The organism is Acinetobacter sp. UBA2581 (assembly GCF_002339435.1).
In the GTDB taxonomy this organism is placed as follows: Bacteria; Pseudomonadota; Gammaproteobacteria; order Pseudomonadales; family Moraxellaceae; genus Acinetobacter; species Acinetobacter variabilis.
In genome coordinates this window covers 1-20,279 of the sequence record NZ_DDLD01000013.1, presented here as the reverse complement: position 1 = coordinate 20,279, position 20,279 = coordinate 1, and the positions used below count along the sequence as shown (strand labels likewise).

The following is a 20,279-nucleotide window of genomic DNA, read 5'->3' as shown; positions in this document are numbered from 1 at the left end:
TGCTGCTTGAATCCGCCACTTTAAATATCGAATACATACCCTTTGACCTGAACAGGATGTTTCTTGGTTGAACGAGATTCGTATTCATTATTCAAAAGTCAGCATCTCTGCATTTAGCAATGAGAGCAACGACAAGGAAAGATTTTCCTTCTTAGATATCAGAAAATTTCTTTAGGGATTAAGAAATGAAAAAATTAGTTTTAGCAACATTATGTGGTATTGCTTCAGCACAGGCATTTTCAGCAGAAGCGTCAGAAGACCGGATGCAGTTTTTAGAATCACAGTTAAAGCAAATCCAAGCCGAACTAGAACAGCAGAAAGCCGCGCAACTTGCGTTAAAGAACCAGCAAGAAGAAGCCAAAGCACAAGACTCTAAAACGCTGAGTTCGATGGTGGATAATGTCGATGTTTATGGATTGATTCGCTTTGATGGCGCAGTTGATTTCAAAAGTACCCCTGAAGCTCGTGGCCGTACTATTAACCAGATTAATAAAGTGCCTTTTACTGAACCTGACTCTACCCGTTCAGATTTTACTGCTGCTGCCAGCCGAATTGGTTTCCTGGCTAAAGACTTGGGTGGAAATCCAAATGTTTCTGCACGTTTAGAAGCTGACTTCTGGACCAATAATGGTAAAGGCGATGGTGGACTACGTATCCGTCATGCACATTTAAAATACTATAACTGGACTTTTGGTCAGGCCTGGTCATTAATGTCGACACCAGAAATTAGTACTGAAGCTGTCGATTACAGCTTATTACTGGGTGGATCGGTCCTACGTACGCCTCAAGTCAGCTATGCTTTCAAACTTGATCCGGAAAATACTTGGAATGTTGGTCTAGAGTATATGGCTGGTGGCGATCGCTCTTCTGCCTTGCCTGCTTTAACCACTAAATATATTCATCAATCAGGTCCGCTGCATTTATTAGCTCAAGGCTTTGTCAATCAAAAGCAGGCGCAAACTGATACAGGTGATATTGAAAAAGTTGGTTGGGGTGTAGGTCTTGGTGGACGTTATCATCTCAATGATCAAAACTCGATCCAGGGTAACTATTTCCATATGGTCGGTGACCAGCGTATTGCAGCTTTCTTGACTCAAGGTTCAACAACCGATGGTGCTGCTTGGGGTGGAGATTATTCAGTCGATCCAATCAATAACGAACTTTTACTCAATGAGTTTAATAGTTTAAATATCGGCTTTACGCATAAATTTACGCCAAAACTACGTAGTAGCATTAATGCCAGCGTGGTAGATTTTGATGATTCCAGCGACTATGCACGCGCGAATCCTGAAACCAATAAACGTTTAACTGACTATGTGGCTAACGTGATTTATTCTCCAGTTCCAAAGGTTAATCTGGGCGCAGAATATCACCACGGCAAACGTGAAACTTTTGATAATCGAGAAGCGGATGTTTCTCGTGTGAATTTATCAGCGACTTATAGTTTCTAAAGCCTTAGGAGACAAGGATGTCAGCCCAAGGGCAAATTTCACGAAAATTTATGTTTATGATGGCCATGACCTGCGCACTCTGCGCGGGTTGTAACTATTTTAACCAGCCATTAATTTATTCTATCGCAGAAGATCTGCATATCAGTGTGGCTGAGTCTGGCTGGACTGTCGTTTTAACCCAGATTGGTTATGCTACTGGGTTATTCTTGTTTGTGCCTTTAGGCGATTTGTTTGAAAAACGCCTCTATATTTGCAGCCTCATGCTATGTACCGGACTGGCGCTAATCGGACTTTCTGCCAGTACCAACCTGCATATGCTGTATGGTTTTACCCTGCTCGCTTCTTTTTGTTCGATTACCACCCAGATTCTGATTCCTTTTGCTGCCAACCTTTCTCAACGAGAAAAAAGTGCTGAAGTGGTTGGTCTGCTGATGAGTGGCGTACTGGTCGGTATTCTGTTTGCCCGGACTGTATCAGGACTGATTTCTACCCTATGGTCCTGGCATGCAGTCTACCTTTTGAGTGGCTGTTCTATTCTCTTGCTCAGTATCGCTATGTGGTATCAGTTACCTAAAGCGAAGAGCCAATTACAAATGAGTATCTTACAGATTTATCGCTCACTATTTACCTTTGCCAAAACCGAACCCATGCTGATCCGACGTAGCATCATTGGTGGTTTGGGCTTTGGTATGCTGAGTATTATTTTTACCACCATGACTTTTGTACTGGCGGAAGCACCCTATCATTTTAATGATTTCCAGATTGGGTTAATGGGTATTGTTGGTGTGGTTGGCATCTGGTCATCACAATGGACCGGTAAAATGATTGGTCGACATCGGGAAAAATGGGTTGCACAACTTGCTACCACGGGTTTAATTCTGGCCTGGATTCCGTTATTTTTTGCGCAAAGCTATTTATGGGTGTATATCATTGGATTAATTCCCGCTTATTTTGGGATTTCTTCACTGCATGTGTTAAATCAGAATCTGGTATATCGAATCTCGGTACAAGCCCGTTCCCGTATTAATGCAATCTATATGACCTGTTATTTTTCAGGTGCCGGTCTGGGCGCGTTTTTGTCACTACATTTATGGAAAATGTATAGTTGGTCAGCCTGTGTCGCATTAGGATTTATCTTTGCCCTGCTCATATTTAGTATTAACCGCTATGACTTAAGCCGCGAACGCAATCTGGTCAATATTCAGTCCCAATCCTAATCGATTTAGACTCATACATTGTGCACTCATAGAATATAAGATTGGGTGCGCAGTACATGACACATTATCTCTGCATTTATATTTTGAATTCTTTGCTGTGAAATTTAGAACTGCTCCCCAGTTTAAAAAGAACTCGGCTCCTGCCAGCATCATTTTCAGGTCAAGTATTGAATTCTTTTTTCACTTAACACTTAAATAGAGAATGTTACTAAACCATAATTACTTGGATATTTATTCTTATTGCATCGGGACATTTTTTCCGTTTATAGTTAAATGAGACTACATAAAACCGTGGAACATTGCTTATTCATTGAACGTGAAACATGAAAAATTATAAAAAAAGCCCAATCTGAGATGGTTGGGCTTTTTTATAGGGTAAGACTATGATTTATAAAGATAAATAAAAATATGTTATTCCTAAGTAGAAATGTCCACTTTTAGAATGCATAACTTAGCGCAAAAAATACAACACATAAAAAAATCGCAGCCTAAGCTGCGATTTCTAATCATGTTTAAATGATTGATAGAATTATTATACGGATGCTTTTAACTGTGCAGCTGCACGGCCATCAAGTAACTTGCAACCTGTCTGTTGCTGAAGTTCTTCGAAACTCAAGCCATCCACCATTTCTAGCACCCAAGCCTGATTATCTTTGAGTTCAATAATGCACAAATCGGTATAAATGCGGTCAACGCAGTTTTTACCAGTAATTGGATAAGTCAGCTCTTCCACAATTCGTGGTTCGCCATTTTTAGTGACATGTTCCATGCAAACATAGACACAGCGAGCACCAACCGCCAGATCCATGGCACCACCCACTGCTGGAACCGCATCCAGTGCACCGGTATGCCAGTTAGCGAGATCACCATTAACGGCAACCTGAAAGGCGCCCATAATACAGAAATCTAAATGGCCGCCACGCATAATATCGAAGGAATCCGCAGAGTTCATAAAACTGCCGCCATCGAGCATGCTGACCAGTTCTTTACCAGCATTAATCAGATCATCATCAGCCTGTCCAGAATCAGTTAAAGCGGTAAAACCCAGAACACCATTTTCAGAATGCAGGACAATATCCTGTTCAGGTTTTAAATAACCAGTAACGCGTGTTGGTAAGCCAATGCCTAAATTCACATAAGAACCGGTCGGAATATCCTGTGCAACTTTTTCTACAATCTGTTCGCGTGTACGTTTTTGAATTGTCATTATTTGATATCTCCTACCTTCACCACATGCTGCACAAAAATACCCGGCGTTACGATGATCTCTGGATCAAGCTCGCCTAGTTCTACAATTTCATGCACTTGGGCAATCGTGGTTTTGGCTGCTTTTGCCATTAACGGGCCAAAGTTTCGCGCTGCTTTACGGTAGGTCAAGTTGCCCCATTGATCAGCCTGATTACCATAAACCAAGGCATAGTCCGCATGAATTGGATATTCCAGTACATAGTCCTTGCCATTGATATGGCGGGTTTCTTTGCCTTCAGCAATCTTAGTGCCGTATCCTGTAGGTGTAAAAATAGCGCCCAGACCTGCACCCGCTGCCTGAATACGGCAAGCCAAGTTGCCTTGTGGCACCAGTTCTAACTCTACTTTTCCAGCTTTATACAGCTCTTCAAACACCTTGGAATTATTGGCACGAGGAAATGAACAGATCATTTTTTTCACCAGTCCTGACAATAACAGGTTGGTTAGACCACGGTCACCAGAAGCAGCATTATTATTAATAATAGTCAGATCTTTAGGACCAATATCAATCAAAGCTTCAATCAGTTCAATTGGCTGTCCTGCCAGACCGAAGCCACTAGTCATAATATGCGCACCATCTGGAATCTGCTTGAGTATAGTTTCGATATCCTGTGTGATTTTATTCATTTAATTGCTTCCTAGCATCTTCCTGTCTTTATAAATATTTGATTAATCAATTAGTCAGCTTTTTGTGGGTCAAATAAACGGTTTTTAATGAAAATCGCTGGGATCAAACCACAAATAAAATAAGCTACACTCATGATAAGTAGACCTGTACCAATTGAGCCACCTTGCGCAAAATAACCGATGGTTAAAGGTGCCAATACTGCGCCTAGACGGCCAATGTTATAAGCGCCACCTGTAGCTGTACCACGGACTTTGGTAGAGAAACTTTCTGTCATATAAGTCGCGTTAATGCCATATGGAATACCGTAAAGGAATCCGAAAAACAGCATCAGCCATAAGATGTTGTCTGGTGTATTACCAAAGACAATGATGGGAATAAAGATTGCGGTGCCCATGGTACCGAAAGCAAATACTGCACGACGACCAATTTTATCCGCAATAATGCCCGCGATCACTTTGGTACACATCATGATCAGGAAGGTCCCAATCATATAGGTGGTCATTTCTTTAAATTTAATACCGAGATCTGATTCCAGATAAGCCGGTAACCAGTTACTTACACCGTAATAACCAAACTGTAAAAATGCGGTACTGAACGACCAGAGGATGAACATGCGACGGCTTAAAGCATCGGCAAAGATCATTTTAAACGTATTCTTCGGTTTTTCCTGCACCACGCCACTGGCTTTGGCTGCCAGTCTCTCTTGACGTGCCTTTAACCAGGCTTGTGGTTCTGGTACCAGGAAGAACATGCCAATGGCAAGAACAATCGGAACAATGGCAATATAGTAAAGGTAACGCCAGCCTAGTTCTGGAAGCAGCCATCCTGCAAGTACAGTGGCAACGACTGAACCAAGTGTCCAGCCTGTCATTAAAGCAGCAAGTACTGTAGAACGATATTTTGTTGGCACATACTCTGCCATTAGAGTATTACAGGCAATATAGAGGGCGCCTAAGCCAATTGCTGAAAAGAATCGCAACCATTTGAATTCTTCATAGCTTTGAGTGAAGCCTAGCCAGAAGGTTAATGAAGAGAATAAAGCGATCGCAACAACAATCACCCGAACTCGCCCGAAGCGGTCACAAGCCCAGCCACCAAAAAAGCCACCGATTGCCATACCAGCAAGTGTCCAGCTACCGAGTGCACCTGCCTGAATACTACTTAAAGAAAATTCTTGTTTGAGGCTGGTTAGACTATAGGCTAATAGTGCAAGATCTGCACCATCTACCAATAACGCTAAAAATGAAAAGACAAAAGCCAGAATCCAGACCTTTTTCTTAGGCATATTTTCTTCTGGTAAAAGGTTTTGTTGTGAATTAAGCGTATTCATAATGTCCTTTACACTTTGCTGGCACTCCTGTGCCTTTTAGAAGTTTATGTTTCACCTAATTAATTAAATGAAACATAGAATGTTTGATTGATCTCTAATTCTGAAACTGACTAGATTTTAAAAAACCATCCCAGAACTGGATTATCTGACTTCAATTGAAGTCAGCCAAAACAAACTAGCCAGCATTGCTGGCTAGAAGTTGATCTGCATTTAGTTGGAGAATGCAGCAATACCTGTTTGAGCACGACCTAGAATCAACGCATGTACATCGTGCGTACCTTCATAAGTGTTCACCACTTCCAGATTCACCAGATGACGAGCTACACCGAATTCATCAGAGATCCCGTTTCCGCCCATCATGTCACGCGCTAAACGGGCAATGTCTAAAGCTTTACCACAGTTATTACGCTTGATCAGGGACGTACCTTCTACTGAAGCGATACCTTCATCTTTCATGCGGCCAAAACGTAAAGCCACTTGTAGACCTAATGCAATTTCAGTTTGCATGTCTGCCAGTTTTTTCTGGATTAGCTGATTCGCAGCCAATGGACGGCCAAATTGTTTACGATCCATGGTGTACTGGTGAGCAGTGTGCCAGCAGAATTCAGCTGCACCCATTGCACCCCAGGCAATGCCATAGCGGGCACTGTTCAGACAGGTAAATGGACCTTTTAGACCACGAATTTCCGGGAATGCGTTTTCTTCTGGAACGAAAACATTGTCCATCACGATTTCACCGGTGATCGAAGCACGTAAGCCAACTTTACCGTGAATCGCAGGTGCAGAAAGCCCTTCCCAACCTTTTTCTAAGATAAAGCCACGAATATCACCGACATTGCCTTCAGGAGACACTTCTTTCGCCCATACTACAAATACATCAGCAATCGGACTGTTGGTAATCCACATTTTGGCGCCCGTCAGACGGTAACCACCATCGATTTTTTTGGCACGAGTAATCATGCTACCTGGGTCAGAACCGTGATCAGGCTCAGTCAGACCGAAACAGCCGATATATTCACCGGTCGCCAGTTTTGGCAAATATTTCTGTTTCTGTTCTTCAGAACCAAATTCATTGATTGGCACCATCACAAGAGAACTTTGCACACTGGCCATAGAACGATAACCTGAATCCACACGTTCTACTTCACGGGCAATCAGACCATAGCTGACATAATTTAAGCCGGCACCGCCGTATTGCTCAGGAATGGTTGGACCCAGCAGACCGAGTTCACCCATTTCACGGAAAATAGTGGGATCAGTTTTTTCATGGCGGAACTGTTCTAGTACACGCGGCATCAGCTTATCCTGACAGTACGCATGCGCGCTGTCACGGATCATGCGTTCTTCTTCAGTCAGTTGCTGTTCCAGTAAAAATGGATCTTGCCAGTCAAATCTAATTCTTGTGCTCATTTTAATATTTCCAATATTCTAAAATCTGCTGCTTACGCGGTCGCTTGTTTAATCATTTCACGTGCGATGATGATTTGCTGGATTTGAGTTGTACCTTCATACAGACGGAACAAACGCACATCACGGTAGAAACGTTCAATTGAATATTCACTGATATAGCCCGCGCCACCATGAATTTGCAGACAGCGATCCGCTACACGGCCACACATTTCAGTCGCAAACATTTTCGCGCATGAAGATTCAGTAGTCACATTCTTGCCTTCGTCACGCAGGCGAGCAGCATCTAGAACCATACATTTCGCTGCATAAATTTCAGCTTTAGAGTCTGCCAGCATGCCTTGGATGAGCTGGAAATTCGCAATCGGTTGACCGAACTGTTTACGTTCAACTGCATAATTTAAAGCATCTTCCAGCATACGCTCTGCCATACCAACGCTATAGCCAGCAATATGTAGACGGCCTTTATCCAGGACACGCATTGCAGTTTTGAAGCCAATGCCTTCAACACCACCGATCAACTGATCTTTATGAACCTTACAGTTGTCAAAAATCACGTCACAAGTGTATGAACCGTGTTGACCCATTTTTTTATCAATTTTGCCCAGACTTAGGCCCGGTGTATTCGCTTCTACCAGGAATGCAGAAATGCCGCTTGCACCTTTGATATCAGGATTGGTACGCGCCATCACCGTAAATGTCGTTGCACGCGGTGCATTGGTAATAAAACGTTTGGTACCGTTTAAAATATAGTAATCGCCATCTTTAACCGCGCTGGTTTTTAAAGATGCTGCATCTGAACCTGAATCCGGCTCAGTTAAACAGAATGAACCAATGATTTCACCAGTCGCATAACGTGGCAGGTATTTCTGTTTTTGCTCTTCAGTACCGTCAATCACGATCCCGCTTGAACCGATCCCGTTATTGGTTCCAATCAAAGAACGGAATGCAGCTGATGTACGGCCTAATTCCATTGCGACCAGAATTTCCTCTTCCATAGTGATACCTAAACCGCCGTATTCCTCTGGAATGGTTAGGCCAAACAGACCTAATTCTTTCATCTGCTCGACAATACGCTCAGGAATCGCGTTGCTTTCTTCAACTTCATGTTCTAAAGGAACTAGTTCATTTTTGACAAAGTTACGAATAGTCGAAAGAAGTTGCTCAAGCATTTCCGGATCGCGAATCATAGGGATCTCCATGTTATTTAGTTCATCTGGGTAAATTCCTTTACCCTTTAATTTTAGTTTCGTAATACGAAATAAATAATCATAAAAATTCATTTTGAGCAAGAAAAATTATTAAAAATTTTATTTTTTAAGCCAAAAAGCAAATTTTTCTAGCTTTAATTAAAAATTTTAGTTAGAATTTTATTTCACAATGCGAAATTTTTAGATTGTTGGTAGATTTAGAAAAGAGTTAGATGATTTGAATCAGGTCATAATTGATTCTATAAAAGTGCAGCGAGATAAGAATGTTTCAATTAAATCGTGCTGATGATTCTCGTTTTGATTGGCTCCATTTTCCTGAAATTTTATCTGGTGAACTTTAAATTTTCTAAAGATACTTAAAAATCATTACAGGTCTCAAAAACCTATAGATTCTGCATGGTTTTTAGCTGAATAGCGCTAATTAACTTAAATACAGATAAAGTGAGCACTTTTTTATTTATTTTTATCACTAATAGAAGTGTTTTATTTTGTATCGTGAAATTTAATTGCTATCATATTTATTAATTTACCTTTAATTGCTCTGACCATGACAAAAAATAAAACTGGCGAAATACCTAATTTTGATGAGATCCGTTTAGATCCGATTTCACATATTCATAGAGAAAATAACCCACAATTTATCGCGTCTATTGCACGTGGTTTAGAAATTCTCAGATGTTTTTCCGCAACGAATCAATTACTGGGCAACCAGGAAATTGCACAGCTAACTAATCTGCCAAAACCGACTGTTGCCCGGATCACCAGCACGTTGGTTTCTTTAGGTTATCTAAAACAGTTACCGAATACGACCAAATACCTGTTGGACGTTGGTGTATTGGCTCTGGGTTATGCGGCGCTAAGCAATATTTCGGCACGTACACAGGCATATCCATTTATGGAAGAAATGTCACGTTATGCGCAAGCGCCTGTCGCCATGGCAACCCGTGATCGTCTGAGCATGATTTATTTGGAAGTCGTTCACACAGAGTCTACTTTGACCATGCGTCGTCCAGTTGGCTCTACCCTGCCTATTCATAGTAGTGCGATGGGCCGTGCCTGCCTGGCTGCGATGGAAGTTAAAGAACGTGAGTATCTATTTGATGCCATCAAGAAAAGAAATGAAGATCAGTGGCCAACCATTAAGCGTAATTTAGAACGTGCTATTCGTGATTATCAGGATTATGGCTATTGCTTATCTCTCGGTGATTGGGCCAAAGATGTGAACTCTGTTGCAGTGCCATTGATTCATCCTAAACATGGTATTTTGACTTTTAACTGCGGCGCACCAACCTATCTGCTCAATCAGGAAAAACTGGAAAATGAAATCGGTCCTCGTCTAATTCATATGGTCAATAACATTTCTCTGACTTTAAATAATATTTAAGCTGTTATTTAAGATTTAAATGGGCGGCAATGATCGCCCTTTATTTTTCTTTTTTAAAACACTCGCAAAATGTTAGAGCAATATAAAAAATAGCCCATTCTAAGATGGGCTATTTTTTTAAAGATCTAATGACCAGCAAATTTGGCTGATGATCTCAGCTTATTGTGCTACAAACTTGGCACGCGCTGCATGCAGTTTCTTGTAGCTATCAATTAAACGTAGATGACGATCCAGACCTTCAAGCTGCATATTGGTTTCAGCTAAACCGTAGAAACGTACTGTACCTTCTAGTGAACCGAGGACTGCATGCATACGGGCATCGCCAAACATACGGCGGAAGTTGTGTTCATAGTCTTCCAGTTCCATTTCATCGTCCAGAATGACTTCAAGCACTACATTCATGCATTGATAGAACAGGCCACGTTCAACGGTATTCGTATTGTATTGCAGGAACTGCTCGACCAGATCTTTAGCTTCTTCAAATTGCTGTAAAGCCAGATAGATCAGGAGTTTTAGTTCCAGAATGGTCAACTGACCCCATTCAGTATTTTCGTCAAACTCAATCCCGATCAGGGTACGGATCTCGGTATAATCGTCTTCATCCACTTCTTCCAGACGTTCAACCAGAGCTTCTAGCTGTTCATCATCCAGACGATGCAGGTTCAGAATATCTTCACGATATAACAGCGCCTTATTGGTATTGTCCCAAACCAGATCTTCCACCAGATAAATTTCTGAATAGCCCGGTACCAGAATACGGCAAGCTGTTGCCCCTAAATGCTGATACACCGCCATATAAACTTCGTGACCCATCTCTTCAAGAATGGTAAACAATTCCTGCGCTTCATCGACATTTGAGTTTTGACCATTATTGGTGAAATCCCACTCAACAAAATCATAGTCAGATTTTGCGCTGAAGAAACGCCAAGATACGACACCACTTGAATCAATAAAGTGCTCAACGAAGTTATTCGGTTCAGTGACTGCATTTGAACTGAAGGTTGGTTTTGGCAGATCATTCAGGCCTTCAAAACTACGACCTTGTAACAGTTCAGTCAGACTGCGCTCTAAAGCCACTTCAAAGTTTGGATGTGCACCGAATGAGGCAAAGACACCACCCGTACGCGGGTTCATCAAGGTCACGCACATCACCGGGAACTGACCGCCCAAAGAGGCATCTTTGACCAGTACTGGGAAGCCTTGCTCTTCTAAGCCTTTAATACCTTCAATAATTTTCGGATATTTTGCCAGTATGTGTTCAGGTACATCCGGCAGTGCCAGCTCACCTTCCAGAATTTCACGTTTAACCGCACGTTCGAAAATCTCAGACAGACATTGTACTTGAGCTTCAGCTAAGGTATTGCCCGCGCTCATCCCATTACTGAGATACAGGTTTTCAATCAGATTCGATGGGAAATATACAGTTTCACCATCAGACTGACGTACAAATGGCAATGAACAGATACCACGTGCTTTATTGCCCGAGTTAGTATCATAAAGATGAGTACCTAGTAACTCATCTTCAGGATCATAAATTTCACGGGTATGTTCATCTAAAACTTCTGCTGGCAACTCACCATTTGGACCCGGCTGGAACCATTTTTCATCCGGATAATGCACAAATTCTGCATTGGCAATATCTTCACCCCAAAACTGGTCATTATAGAAGAAGTTACAGTTCAGACGCTCGATAAATTCACCCAGTGCAGATGCCAGCGCACTTTCTTTGGTTGAACCTTTACCATTGGTAAAGCACATCGGTGACTGGGCATCACGAATATGCAGCGACCAGACATTCGGTACGATATTACGCCAAGACGCAATTTCAATTTTCATGCCGAGGCCTGCCAGAATCGCAGACATATTGGTAATAGTTTCTTCAAGTGGTAAGTCTTTACCCGGAATACAGGTTAGGCTGTCTGAAGCCAGATTTGGCATCAACAAAGCCTGCGCATCGGCATCAATGCTCTCAACTTCTTCAATAACAAATTCAGGACCAGTCTGAATCACTTTTTTGACGGTACAGCGGTCGATCGAACGCAAAATCCCCTGACGGTCTTTTTCAGAGATATCAGCCGGTAGCTCGACCTGAATTTTAAAAATCTGTTTGTAGCGGTTTTCAGGATCGACGATATTGTTTTGAGACAGACGGATATTGTCGGTTGGAATGTCACGCGCTGCACAATAAACTTTAACAAAATAAGCTGCACACAACGCAGAAGATGCCAGAAAATAATCAAATGGACCTGGCGCAGAACCATCACCTTTATAGCGGATCGGCTGATCGGCGATTACCGTGAAGTCATCGAACTTGGCTTCCTGACGAAGATTATCGAGATAATTGACCTTAATTTCCATGTGGATACCTAAATATTCTTATGTGCCACCACGGACAGATAAGATGCTAAATCTGAATATACAAGCCGAATCACGGAGGAGAATTTGACTCAAAAATAATAATAACCCGGGTTAAACCTTCAACCAGTTAGTTTCAGGATAAGCTCGAGTAAGAATGGGCGCTATTATAGAATCATTTTATGAAATTGATAATGTTTGCTCGAATTTCCTGCAGATTTATCAAAATATCTGTTAATTAAATATTCAGAAAATCTGGCTTTAAGCCGGGAACAGACTGTTTTTATTAATACTTGCTGTTCCCGGCTGGATTTTATGGACTGGGAAATGCGTTTTTTAAATCAGATCAAGATCCAAATTAAAAATCATAGCCAATAGCAAACATAGCGAGATCGCGCTGTTTATCACTAAAACGGTCATAACCACCAAAGATATAATCACCAGATAAGGTCAACTTCGGCGCAACTTCATAACTCAATCCGGCAGTTGCATAACGGAAAGCATGCTGTTTGGTAGTGTTGCCCAGCTCATTACCTTCATATTTGCCTTCATCATTAAAATAACCACCCGCTGCACCGACATGCGCACCCAGCTTGTCATTAAGCTGATGGGTTAAATCCAAGGTATAAAAAGTATCACCCTGATTGGCATAGGCCACATCATATAAATAGGTCGACACACCTGCTGTAACGCTGGTCTTGTCGTTTAGTGCACGACTTACATTCAAACCTAATTCATTTGAAGTGGTATGGCTGCCACCCGGATAATAATAGGTCGCATCCCAAAAATTCCAGTCGTAGTTTTTACTGCTATAGTTATAGCCCACGATAAAATCATGTTCGAATTTATCACGACGATGTGATTTCTTGCCTTCCAGTTCCGGATAGGAATACCCTAAGGTTGAGCCCCAGTAACCGACATAAAAATTACCATAAGCCAGATTCAGTGCTGCCTGTAAGGCAACATCATCATTTTCTGGTGCATTGGTCAGACCACGGGAGATGTATTTAGAAACTACACTGATGTTTCCACTGGTTTCAATTTTTTTTGCTTCCGCATCCTCTGCAAAACAATAAACACTAGAAACAGCAGCACAGCCGAAAATGACTGTTTGTTTGAAAATTCTCATAAAATATAAATTATATTAAGCAAAGAATGGATAACACTGAAACCGATTACAGCCTTATCCAGCTTTGGGTAAAAATAAATTCCGCTATATTCCTTGATGCAACAAGCAACAGGAATATAGCCATGACTTAAGCGCGTGGGGCCCGGTAGAAAGGCGCTGTAGAAGCAGGTAATGCCTGCTTGCCACGGATATGATCTGCAAGCTTTTCAGCCATCATGATCGTGGTTGCATTGAGGTTGCCTGTAATAATGAGCGGCATAATTGAAGCATCGATGACACGCAGACCTTGCATCTCATGCACACGCCCATAACCATCGACAACGGCCATATCATCCTCACCCATTTTACAGCTACAGGACGGATGATACGCTGTTTCTGCATGATTACGAACAAATTCATCAATTTCTGCATCAGTTTGTAGATTTTTGCCCGGACTGATTTCTTCACCACGATATGGATCCAGGGCGGGCTGATGCATAATTTCACGGGTAATGCGGATGGCATCCCGGAATTCACGCCAGTCCTGTTCGGTACTCATATAGTTGAACAGAATACTTGGATGCTCGAACGGATCTTTGGATTTCAGACGGACTCGACCACGAGATGGTGAACGCATAGAACCGACATGGGCCTGGAAGCCGTGCTCATGGATAGCATTAGTTCCATTGTAATTGATCGCCACTGGCAGGAAGTGATACTGGATGTTTGGCCATTCGAACTCATCCGAAGAACGGATAAAGCCACCGGCTTCAAACTGGTTGCTGGCACCAATTCCTTTACCTAAGAATAGCCATTCTGCGCCAATCATGGGCTGGTTATACCATTTTAATGCTGGGTATAAGCTGACCGGTTTTTTGCACTTATATTGTAAGTACATTTCCAGATGGTCTTGCAGGTTTTCACCCACACCCGGCAGGTCCTGAACCACCGGAATATCCAGACTTTTTAACAATTCAGCCGGACCTACACCAGAGCGTTGCAGGATTTGTGGAGATGCAATTGCACCTGCACATAGTAGAACTTCACGATCCGCAAAGACCTGAATCGGCTGTAAGGTATTTTGACCTTCAAAATATTCTACGCCAATCGCCTTATTGCGATTAAATAGAATTCGGTTGGTCATGGCATGGGTAATAATGGTGAGATTATCCCGGCCTTTGGCCATATCCAGATAACCACGTGCCGTACTGGAGCGACGACCTTGTGGTGTCACAGTACGATCCATTGGCCCGAAGCCTTCCTGTTGGTAGCCATTCAAGTCATCGGTACGTGGATAACCTGCCTGCACTCCAGCTTCGACCATGGCATGAAACAGCTCATTATTACCATTCTTAGGTGTTGCGACTGAAACCGGACCTGAATCGCCATGATAGTCATTGCCGCCAATATCGCGGGTTTCAGCTTTTTTGTAATAGGGTAGACACTGCGCATAGTTCCAGTGTTCCAGACCTTTAAGGCTGGCCCACTGTTCCAGATCCATAGCATTACCACGGATATAGCACATGCCATTAATCAGTGAAGATCCGCCCAGACCTTTACCACGGCCGCATTCCATACGGCGATTGTTCATGTGGGGTTCTGGATCGGTCAGATAGGCCCAGTTATAACGGCGTCCTTGTAAAGGATAAGCTAAAGCAGCCGGCATCTGGGTTCTAAAATCCAGACGATAGTCCGGGCCACCTGCCTCAAGTAATAGCACCTTAGTATCTGGATCTTCAGTTAAACGCGCTGCCAGAACATTACCCGCAGAGCCCGCACCGATAATAATATAGTCGTAATTCATCAAATCCCCCTTATGCGCTAAATACAGATTGGAAAGGACTGAGTTCGACCTGAACCGATTTGGTCTGGGTGTAATGCTGCAAGGTCACAAGCCCATTTTCACGTCCAACACCGGAATGTTTATAACCACCGACAGGCATTTCTGCAGGCGATTCACCCCAGGTATTGATCCAGCAGATACCCGCTTCTACCTGATGAATAATTCGGTGTGCACGGGCTAAGTCTGGTGTGACGACACCTGCAGCCAGACCATAATCGGTATCATTGGCACGACGAATCGCTTCTTGCTCAGTGTCATAACTGAGAATGCTCATGACTGGACCAAAGATTTCTTCACGTACAATGGTCATGTCATCACGACAGTCGGTAAATACGGTTGGCAGGACATAAGCCCCTTGGACAAACTGTTCATCCTCAGCACGACCGCCACCACATAATAGGCGTGCCCCTTCTATCTTGCCTTTTTCAATATAGCCCAGCACTTTTTCCATATGCTCAAAGCTGGACACCGGACCGAAATTGGTTTCAGGATCGAGAGGGTCACCCATACGAATATGTTCAACACGCTGTAAAATCTTTTCTTCAAATGCTGCTTTCAATGCCAAAGGCACAAATACACGAGTACCGTTGGTACACACCTGACCGGAGCTATAGAAGTTGGCCATCATGGCAATATCAGCCGCCAGATCCAGATCGGCATCTTCACAGATAATCAGCGGAGACTTACCGCCCAGCTCCATGGTAACTTCTTTCAGGCTAGAATTTGCAGCTTGCGCCATGACTTTTTTACCGGTAGAAACGCCACCGGTAAAAGACACTTTGGCAATAGCGGGATGCGAAGTTAGATAACCACCAATTTCACCACTACCGGTAATCACATTAAAGACACCATGCGGTACACCGGCTTCGGTATAAATTTCTGCCAGTTTCAGCGCAGTTAAAGGCGTAACTTCACTGGCTTTGAAAATCATGGCATTGCCTGCAGCGAGTGCCGGTGCAGATTTCCATAAAGCGATCTGAATCGGATAATTCCATGCGCCAATTCCAGCGACGACACCCAAAGGTTCACGGCGGGTATAGACAAAGGAGCTACTTCTCAGCGGGATTTGTTGGCCTTCAAGAACCGGTAAAATGCCCGCATAATATTCGAGTACATCTGCACCTGTTGTAATATCAACGGTAGAGGTTTCACTAAAGGCTTTACCGCTGTCCAAGCTTTCTAATTTTGCCAGCTCATCGTTGCGCTCGCGTAAAATGGCCACTGCCTTATTTAAGATGCGCGAACGTTGAATCGCGGTCATTTCTGCCCAGACTTTTTGCCCTTGCTGTGCAGATTCAACCGCACGATCGATATCATTTTTTGAACAGACTTGCACTTCAGCCAGGACTTCACCGGTGGCAGGATTAATAGTTTGAAACGTGCTATTGGACGTTGCATCGACATATTGTCCATGGATATAAGGACGTTGCAGTTTGAGTGTTGTCAATGGAATTCCCTCGCAGATTGGTTATTTGAGTTGTTGCCGGATATATTCACTACACAGTTCAATCGGCAGTTCTGGATCAATTTCGCCACTTACTAAAGCACCTCTTAGCCAGAATCCATCAATGAGTGCAGCCAGACCTTGTGCTGCCTTCTCAGCTTGATCCTTACTCAGCTTTTTCATGAATTCATATTTAAGATTGGAATGTAAGCGGTAATGGTTTATTTGCTGTAAACGATGTAAATCGGGCTGATGCAAACTGCTGGCCCAAAAAGCCAACCATACTTTCATGGCCGCTTTATCCGTTTGTGGAGCAGTAAAATTGCCACGCACAATCGCCAGTAAGCGTTGTTCAGGGGCGTCATTCACCTGTGACTTGATTTCAGCAACAGACTTACCTAATTGCTGCAATAAGTAACGCATTGTGGCTTCAATTAACCCATTTTTACCTTGAAAATAATGACTTATGATGCCGGTTGAGACACCTGCCCTCTGAGCAATCTGACTAATTGAAGCTTCTGCAAAACCTAGCTCATTGACTGCAGCTAAGGTGGCATCAATCAGTTGCTGACGACGGATCGGTTGCATACCAACTTTTGGCATAGGACTAACCTGAATAACGGATGTAGCAATAAAAAATCACTCTGCTAAAGCAAATAACTGAATGATGTAACAATTCATAAACGCTTTTTTAATTGAACGTTCAATTAATAAAAATTATAGTACCAGCTCACCCTTGATGTACAGCGTAGTTTGTTTTGGATTTGCAAAAGTTTGTAATTCACGAAAACAAGGAAGCTTTAGGGCCAGTTTTTGCTTTTAAATCACACTGCACTGTAGATCATCCGGCAACAAAAACGATGGTCAGAGATTTATGCAAAAGAAAAACGAAGAGGTGCAAGATAGTCTGAATAAGGTAGTCTTTTATTGTTCGGCGACGCTTATTCTGCTGTTTTCTATCATCACGATTTTATTTAATGAACAAGCCAATCTAGTCATTATTAATATTTTAAACTGGGTTAGTCGTACCTTTAGCTGGTATTACCTGCTGGCGGCAACGCTGTATCTGGTTTTTATTGTCTTTATCGCCTGCTCACGTTATGGCGAAATCAAGCTTGGTCCCAAACATTCTAAACCCGAATTCAGCCTGCTGAGCTGGTCGGCCATGTTGTTCTCAGCCGGGATCGGGATTGACTTGATGTTCTTCTCGGTCGCTGAACCCTTGTCTCATTATATGAGTCCTCCAGTCGGTGAAGCTGAAACCTTTGAAGCCGCGCGTCAGTCTATGGTCTGGACCCTGTTTCACTATGGTCTGACCGGCTGGAGCATGTACGCGCTGATTGGGGTTGCGTTGGGATATTTCAGTTATCGCTATAATTTACCACTGACAATTCGCTCTGCGCTTTATCCTATTTTTGGAAAAAGAATTAATGGCCCGATTGGCCATACGGTAGATACCGCTGCAGTACTCGGTACGATTTTTGGTATTGCCACCACCTGCGGTATCGGTGTGGTTCAGCTAAATTACGGTCTGCATGTCCTGTTTGGCTTGCCGGAAAATATCTGGATTCAAACTGCATTAATTGGTGTTGCAGTCGTTATTACTATTATTTCCGTGACTGCGGGTGTCAATAAAGGTATTCGGGTTCTGTCTGAAATTAATATCTATGTATCAATCGGGTTGCTGCTCTTTATTCTCTTTATGGGAAATACAGAGTTTTTATTAGCGGCTCTAATTCAGAATTTTGGTGATTATCTCAGCCAGTTCCCGAAACTCTCTTTAAGCAGTTTTCCTTTTGAGCAGCCTAAAGAATGGATGAATAGCTGGACCCTGTTCTTCTGGGCATGGTGGATTGCCTGGTCACCTTTTGTCGGTCTATTCCTGGCACGTATTTCCCGTGGTCGTACTATTCGTGAATTTGTCACCGGGACTTTGGTTATTCCTCTGTTATTTACCCTCACTTGGTTGTCTATTTTCGGTAACAGTGCTTTATACAGTGTGATTTTTGATGGTAATACTCAGCTTGCGACAACTGTTTTAGAAAATCCAGCGCATGGTTTTTATGATCTGCTGGCACAGTATCCAGGTTTCACATTTCTCGCAGGTGTCGCCACCATTACAGGTTTGCTGTTCTATGTGACTTCAGCGGATTCAGGGGCATTGGTATTGGGGAACTTCACCACTAAATTCACTAATATTGAGCATGATTCACCGCGCTGGCTCAGTGTGTTCTGGGCCATTGCTATCGGTTTGCTAACTTTGGCAATGCTCATGGCGAATGGCGTGACAGCATTACAGAACACCACGATTATTATGGGTCTGCCTTTTAGTTTCGTGATTTTCTTTGTGATGGCCGGACTGTATAAGTCCTTGCGTCTGGAGGATTTTCGGCAGGCCAGTACCAGTCTGAATGCTGCGCCTGTGGTCGGTAATGTGGATATCCTGAACTGGAAGAAGCGTCTGAGCCGGGTCATGCTGCATCCAAGCCTGTCCCAGACCCGAACCATGCTGGATAATGTTTGCAAACCAGCCATTGAGGCCGTTGCAACCGAGTTAATTGACAAAGGCATTCAAGTAAATATTCAGGAAAAATCGCTTGAGGAAGAACCTGAACTGTATCACCTGGATCTGACCATTCAGCTCGATGAAGAAGAAAACTTTGTCTATGAAATATGGCCGGTACGCTATGACACGCCAAATTTCAGTTCACGGGGTAAACGAACCAAACGTTATTACTATCGTCTGGAAAGTTATCTATTTGAAGGCTCTCAGGGCAACGATCTGGTCGGTTATAGTAAGGAACAGGTGATCAATGACATCCTGGATAAATATGAACGCCATATGATGTATCTGCATATTAACCGGATCAGTCCGGGTAAACGTCCGCTGTTCCCGGACCGTGAAATCTAGGATATCTCAACTACGGAAGGACTGAATGATGTCAGAAAGTTTGAATGCATTTGCCCTGTTTTTCTCCCTGCTCAACCCTTTTCTGATGAGTATTTATATGCTCGGAATTATCCGTAATTCCGACGCAAAAGTATTCAACATGGCATTGATTCAGGGCAGTCTGATCAGCTTTATTGTGTTCATCATTTTTGCAAAAACCGGTGAGGCCTTCTTTAATGAAGTCTTGCATGTACGGTTTGAGTCCTTCCAGATTTTTGGCGGTATTATTTTTCTGGTGATTGGCTATCGTTATGTCTTTGAAGGTGCTGATACGATTGGTGTGATGCGTGGAGCGCCCAGTCATCTGGCGGGTACGATTGCCATGCCGTTTATGATCGGTCCCGGCACCATTTCGGCTTCCGTGATTACCGGGATTCAGCTCAGTTTAATGCAAACCATTCTGGTGATTTTCTTTACCCTGTTTCTGACCTGTAGCTTGCTAATTCTGATGAAATACCTGCATGATCATTTACAGCATAAATATTCTAATTATATTGACCTTTATGTCGATATCGTTGGTCGTGTCGCAGCACTATTAATCGGAACCATCGCCATTGATATGATTGTGACAGGTGTCAGTGGAATTCTGGAAGGCTAGTTTTATATAAGTGTCTTGTCCTGAAATAGAAGGACAGGATTCCACTTCAAACCGATTTAAGCAATTAGCTCGGGTTTAGTTTGCTCATACGTCTGATTCGGGGGG

General features: G+C 42.9%; 15 protein-coding genes. 5 read left to right on the top strand and 10 right to left on the bottom strand.

The window, feature by feature from the left end; genetic code table 11:
* Positions 1 to 185: 185 nt before the first annotated feature.
* Positions 186 to 1,451: a DcaP family trimeric outer membrane transporter gene (locus tag B3Q46_RS01450; protein WP_208462286.1), complete on the top strand. Its 1,266-nt coding sequence runs from the start codon at positions 186 to 188 to the stop codon at positions 1,449 to 1,451.
* Positions 1,452 to 1,468: 17 nt separating this feature from the next.
* Entirely contained in the window at positions 1,469 to 2,668 is a 1,200-nt protein-coding gene (locus B3Q46_RS01445; protein ID WP_208462285.1) for an MFS transporter, read from the top strand.
* A gap of 532 nt (positions 2,669 to 3,200) precedes the next feature.
* On the opposite strand, the gene B3Q46_RS01440 is transcribed toward B3Q46_RS01445, so the two are convergent.
* The 5 genes from B3Q46_RS01440 to B3Q46_RS01420 form a co-directional block, all read right to left on the bottom strand.
* Positions 3,201 to 3,875: a 3-oxoacid CoA-transferase subunit B gene (locus tag B3Q46_RS01440; RefSeq protein ID WP_208462497.1), complete on the bottom strand. Its 675-nt coding sequence runs from the start codon at positions 3,873 to 3,875 to the stop codon at positions 3,201 to 3,203.
* The gene (locus B3Q46_RS01435) at positions 3,875 to 4,543 is read right to left on the bottom strand and encodes a 3-oxoacid CoA-transferase subunit A (protein ID WP_005235708.1); all 669 of its coding nucleotides are present in this window, start codon (positions 4,541 to 4,543) and stop codon (positions 3,875 to 3,877) included. The genes B3Q46_RS01440 and B3Q46_RS01435 overlap by 1 nt, the downstream gene beginning before the upstream one ends.
* 50 nt (positions 4,544 to 4,593) lie before the next feature.
* Positions 4,594 to 5,874 carry an MFS transporter gene (locus B3Q46_RS01430; protein WP_208462498.1) on the bottom strand — a complete coding sequence of 427 codons (1,281 nt, stop codon included), beginning with the start codon at positions 5,872 to 5,874 and terminating at the stop codon, positions 4,594 to 4,596.
* A 210-nt stretch (positions 5,875 to 6,084) separates the two neighbouring features.
* The gene (locus B3Q46_RS01425; protein WP_208462499.1) at positions 6,085 to 7,284 is read right to left on the bottom strand and encodes an acyl-CoA dehydrogenase; all 1,200 of its coding nucleotides are present in this window, start codon (positions 7,282 to 7,284) and stop codon (positions 6,085 to 6,087) included.
* 32 nt (positions 7,285 to 7,316) lie between these two features.
* Positions 7,317 to 8,471 (bottom strand): acyl-CoA dehydrogenase family protein, encoded by a 1,155-nt coding sequence (locus B3Q46_RS01420; protein WP_034171043.1) that lies wholly within the window; start codon positions 8,469 to 8,471, stop codon positions 7,317 to 7,319.
* A 568-nt stretch (positions 8,472 to 9,039) separates the two neighbouring features.
* Between B3Q46_RS01420 and B3Q46_RS01415 the strand changes: the two genes are divergently transcribed.
* Complete coding sequence (locus B3Q46_RS01415) at positions 9,040 to 9,876, top strand: IclR family transcriptional regulator (protein ID WP_004785687.1); 837 nt, start codon at positions 9,040 to 9,042, stop codon at positions 9,874 to 9,876.
* Positions 9,877 to 10,035: 159 nt separating this feature from the next.
* Here the strand turns inward: B3Q46_RS01415 and B3Q46_RS01410 are convergent, their stop codons facing one another.
* The 5 genes from B3Q46_RS01410 to betI all read right to left on the bottom strand — a co-directional run bounded on the left by B3Q46_RS01410 (position 10,036) and on the right by betI (position 17,229).
* Positions 10,036 to 12,234 carry an OsmC domain/YcaO domain-containing protein gene (locus B3Q46_RS01410; RefSeq protein WP_208462500.1) on the bottom strand — a complete coding sequence of 733 codons (2,199 nt, stop codon included), beginning with the start codon at positions 12,232 to 12,234 and terminating at the stop codon, positions 10,036 to 10,038.
* Between the two features lie 355 nt (positions 12,235 to 12,589).
* Complete coding sequence (locus B3Q46_RS01405) at positions 12,590 to 13,360, bottom strand: hypothetical protein (RefSeq protein WP_286712930.1); 771 nt, start codon at positions 13,358 to 13,360, stop codon at positions 12,590 to 12,592.
* A gap of 127 nt (positions 13,361 to 13,487) precedes the next feature.
* Positions 13,488 to 15,143, bottom strand: coding sequence for a choline dehydrogenase (gene betA / locus B3Q46_RS01400; protein ID WP_005235719.1), 1,656 nt, complete (start codon positions 15,141 to 15,143; stop codon positions 13,488 to 13,490).
* A 10-nt stretch (positions 15,144 to 15,153) separates the two neighbouring features.
* Positions 15,154 to 16,629 (bottom strand): betaine-aldehyde dehydrogenase, encoded by a 1,476-nt coding sequence (gene betB / locus B3Q46_RS01395; RefSeq protein ID WP_208462502.1) that lies wholly within the window; start codon positions 16,627 to 16,629, stop codon positions 15,154 to 15,156.
* 21 nt (positions 16,630 to 16,650) lie between these two features.
* Positions 16,651 to 17,229: a transcriptional regulator BetI gene (gene betI, locus B3Q46_RS01390; protein WP_005235723.1), complete on the bottom strand. Its 579-nt coding sequence runs from the start codon at positions 17,227 to 17,229 to the stop codon at positions 16,651 to 16,653.
* A 271-nt stretch (positions 17,230 to 17,500) separates the two neighbouring features.
* On the opposite strand from betI, the gene B3Q46_RS01385 reads away from it, so the two are divergent.
* Both B3Q46_RS01385 and B3Q46_RS01380 read left to right on the top strand, forming a co-directional pair.
* Positions 17,501 to 19,537, top strand: coding sequence for a choline transporter (locus B3Q46_RS01385; protein WP_208462503.1), 2,037 nt, complete (start codon positions 17,501 to 17,503; stop codon positions 19,535 to 19,537).
* 28 nt (positions 19,538 to 19,565) lie between these two features.
* Positions 19,566 to 20,174 carry a MarC family protein gene (locus B3Q46_RS01380; protein ID WP_005266373.1) on the top strand — a complete coding sequence of 203 codons (609 nt, stop codon included), beginning with the start codon at positions 19,566 to 19,568 and terminating at the stop codon, positions 20,172 to 20,174.
* Positions 20,175 to 20,279: the final 105 nt, after the last annotated feature.

Bases quoted from the DNA above. Each gene is read 5' to 3' on its own strand.
- B3Q46_RS01450 (WP_208462286.1), top strand. From the start codon at position 186: ATGAAAAAATTAGTTTTAGCAACATTATGTGGTATTGCTTCAGCACAG.
- B3Q46_RS01445 (WP_208462285.1), top strand. From the start codon at position 1,469: ATGTCAGCCCAAGGGCAAATTTCACGAAAATTTATGTTTATGATGGCC.
- B3Q46_RS01440 (WP_208462497.1), bottom strand. From the start codon at position 3,875: ATGACAATTCAAAAACGTACACGCGAACAGATTGTAGAAAAAGTTGCA.
- B3Q46_RS01435 (WP_005235708.1), bottom strand. From the start codon at position 4,543: ATGAATAAAATCACACAGGATATCGAAACTATACTCAAGCAGATTCCA.
- B3Q46_RS01430 (WP_208462498.1), bottom strand. From the start codon at position 5,874: ATGAATACGCTTAATTCACAACAAAACCTTTTACCAGAAGAAAATATG.
- B3Q46_RS01425 (WP_208462499.1), bottom strand. From the start codon at position 7,284: ATGAGCACAAGAATTAGATTTGACTGGCAAGATCCATTTTTACTGGAA.
- B3Q46_RS01420 (WP_034171043.1), bottom strand. From the start codon at position 8,471: ATGATTCGCGATCCGGAAATGCTTGAGCAACTTCTTTCGACTATTCGT.
- B3Q46_RS01415 (WP_004785687.1), top strand. From the start codon at position 9,040: ATGACAAAAAATAAAACTGGCGAAATACCTAATTTTGATGAGATCCGT.
- B3Q46_RS01410 (WP_208462500.1), bottom strand. From the start codon at position 12,234: ATGGAAATTAAGGTCAATTATCTCGATAATCTTCGTCAGGAAGCCAAG.
- B3Q46_RS01405 (WP_286712930.1), bottom strand. From the start codon at position 13,360: ATGAGAATTTTCAAACAAACAGTCATTTTCGGCTGTGCTGCTGTTTCT.
- betA (WP_005235719.1), bottom strand. From the start codon at position 15,143: ATGAATTACGACTATATTATTATCGGTGCGGGCTCTGCGGGTAATGTT.
- betI (WP_005235723.1), bottom strand. From the start codon at position 17,229: ATGCCAAAAGTTGGTATGCAACCGATCCGTCGTCAGCAACTGATTGAT.
- B3Q46_RS01385 (WP_208462503.1), top strand. From the start codon at position 17,501: ATGCAAAAGAAAAACGAAGAGGTGCAAGATAGTCTGAATAAGGTAGTC.
- B3Q46_RS01380 (WP_005266373.1), top strand. From the start codon at position 19,566: ATGTCAGAAAGTTTGAATGCATTTGCCCTGTTTTTCTCCCTGCTCAAC.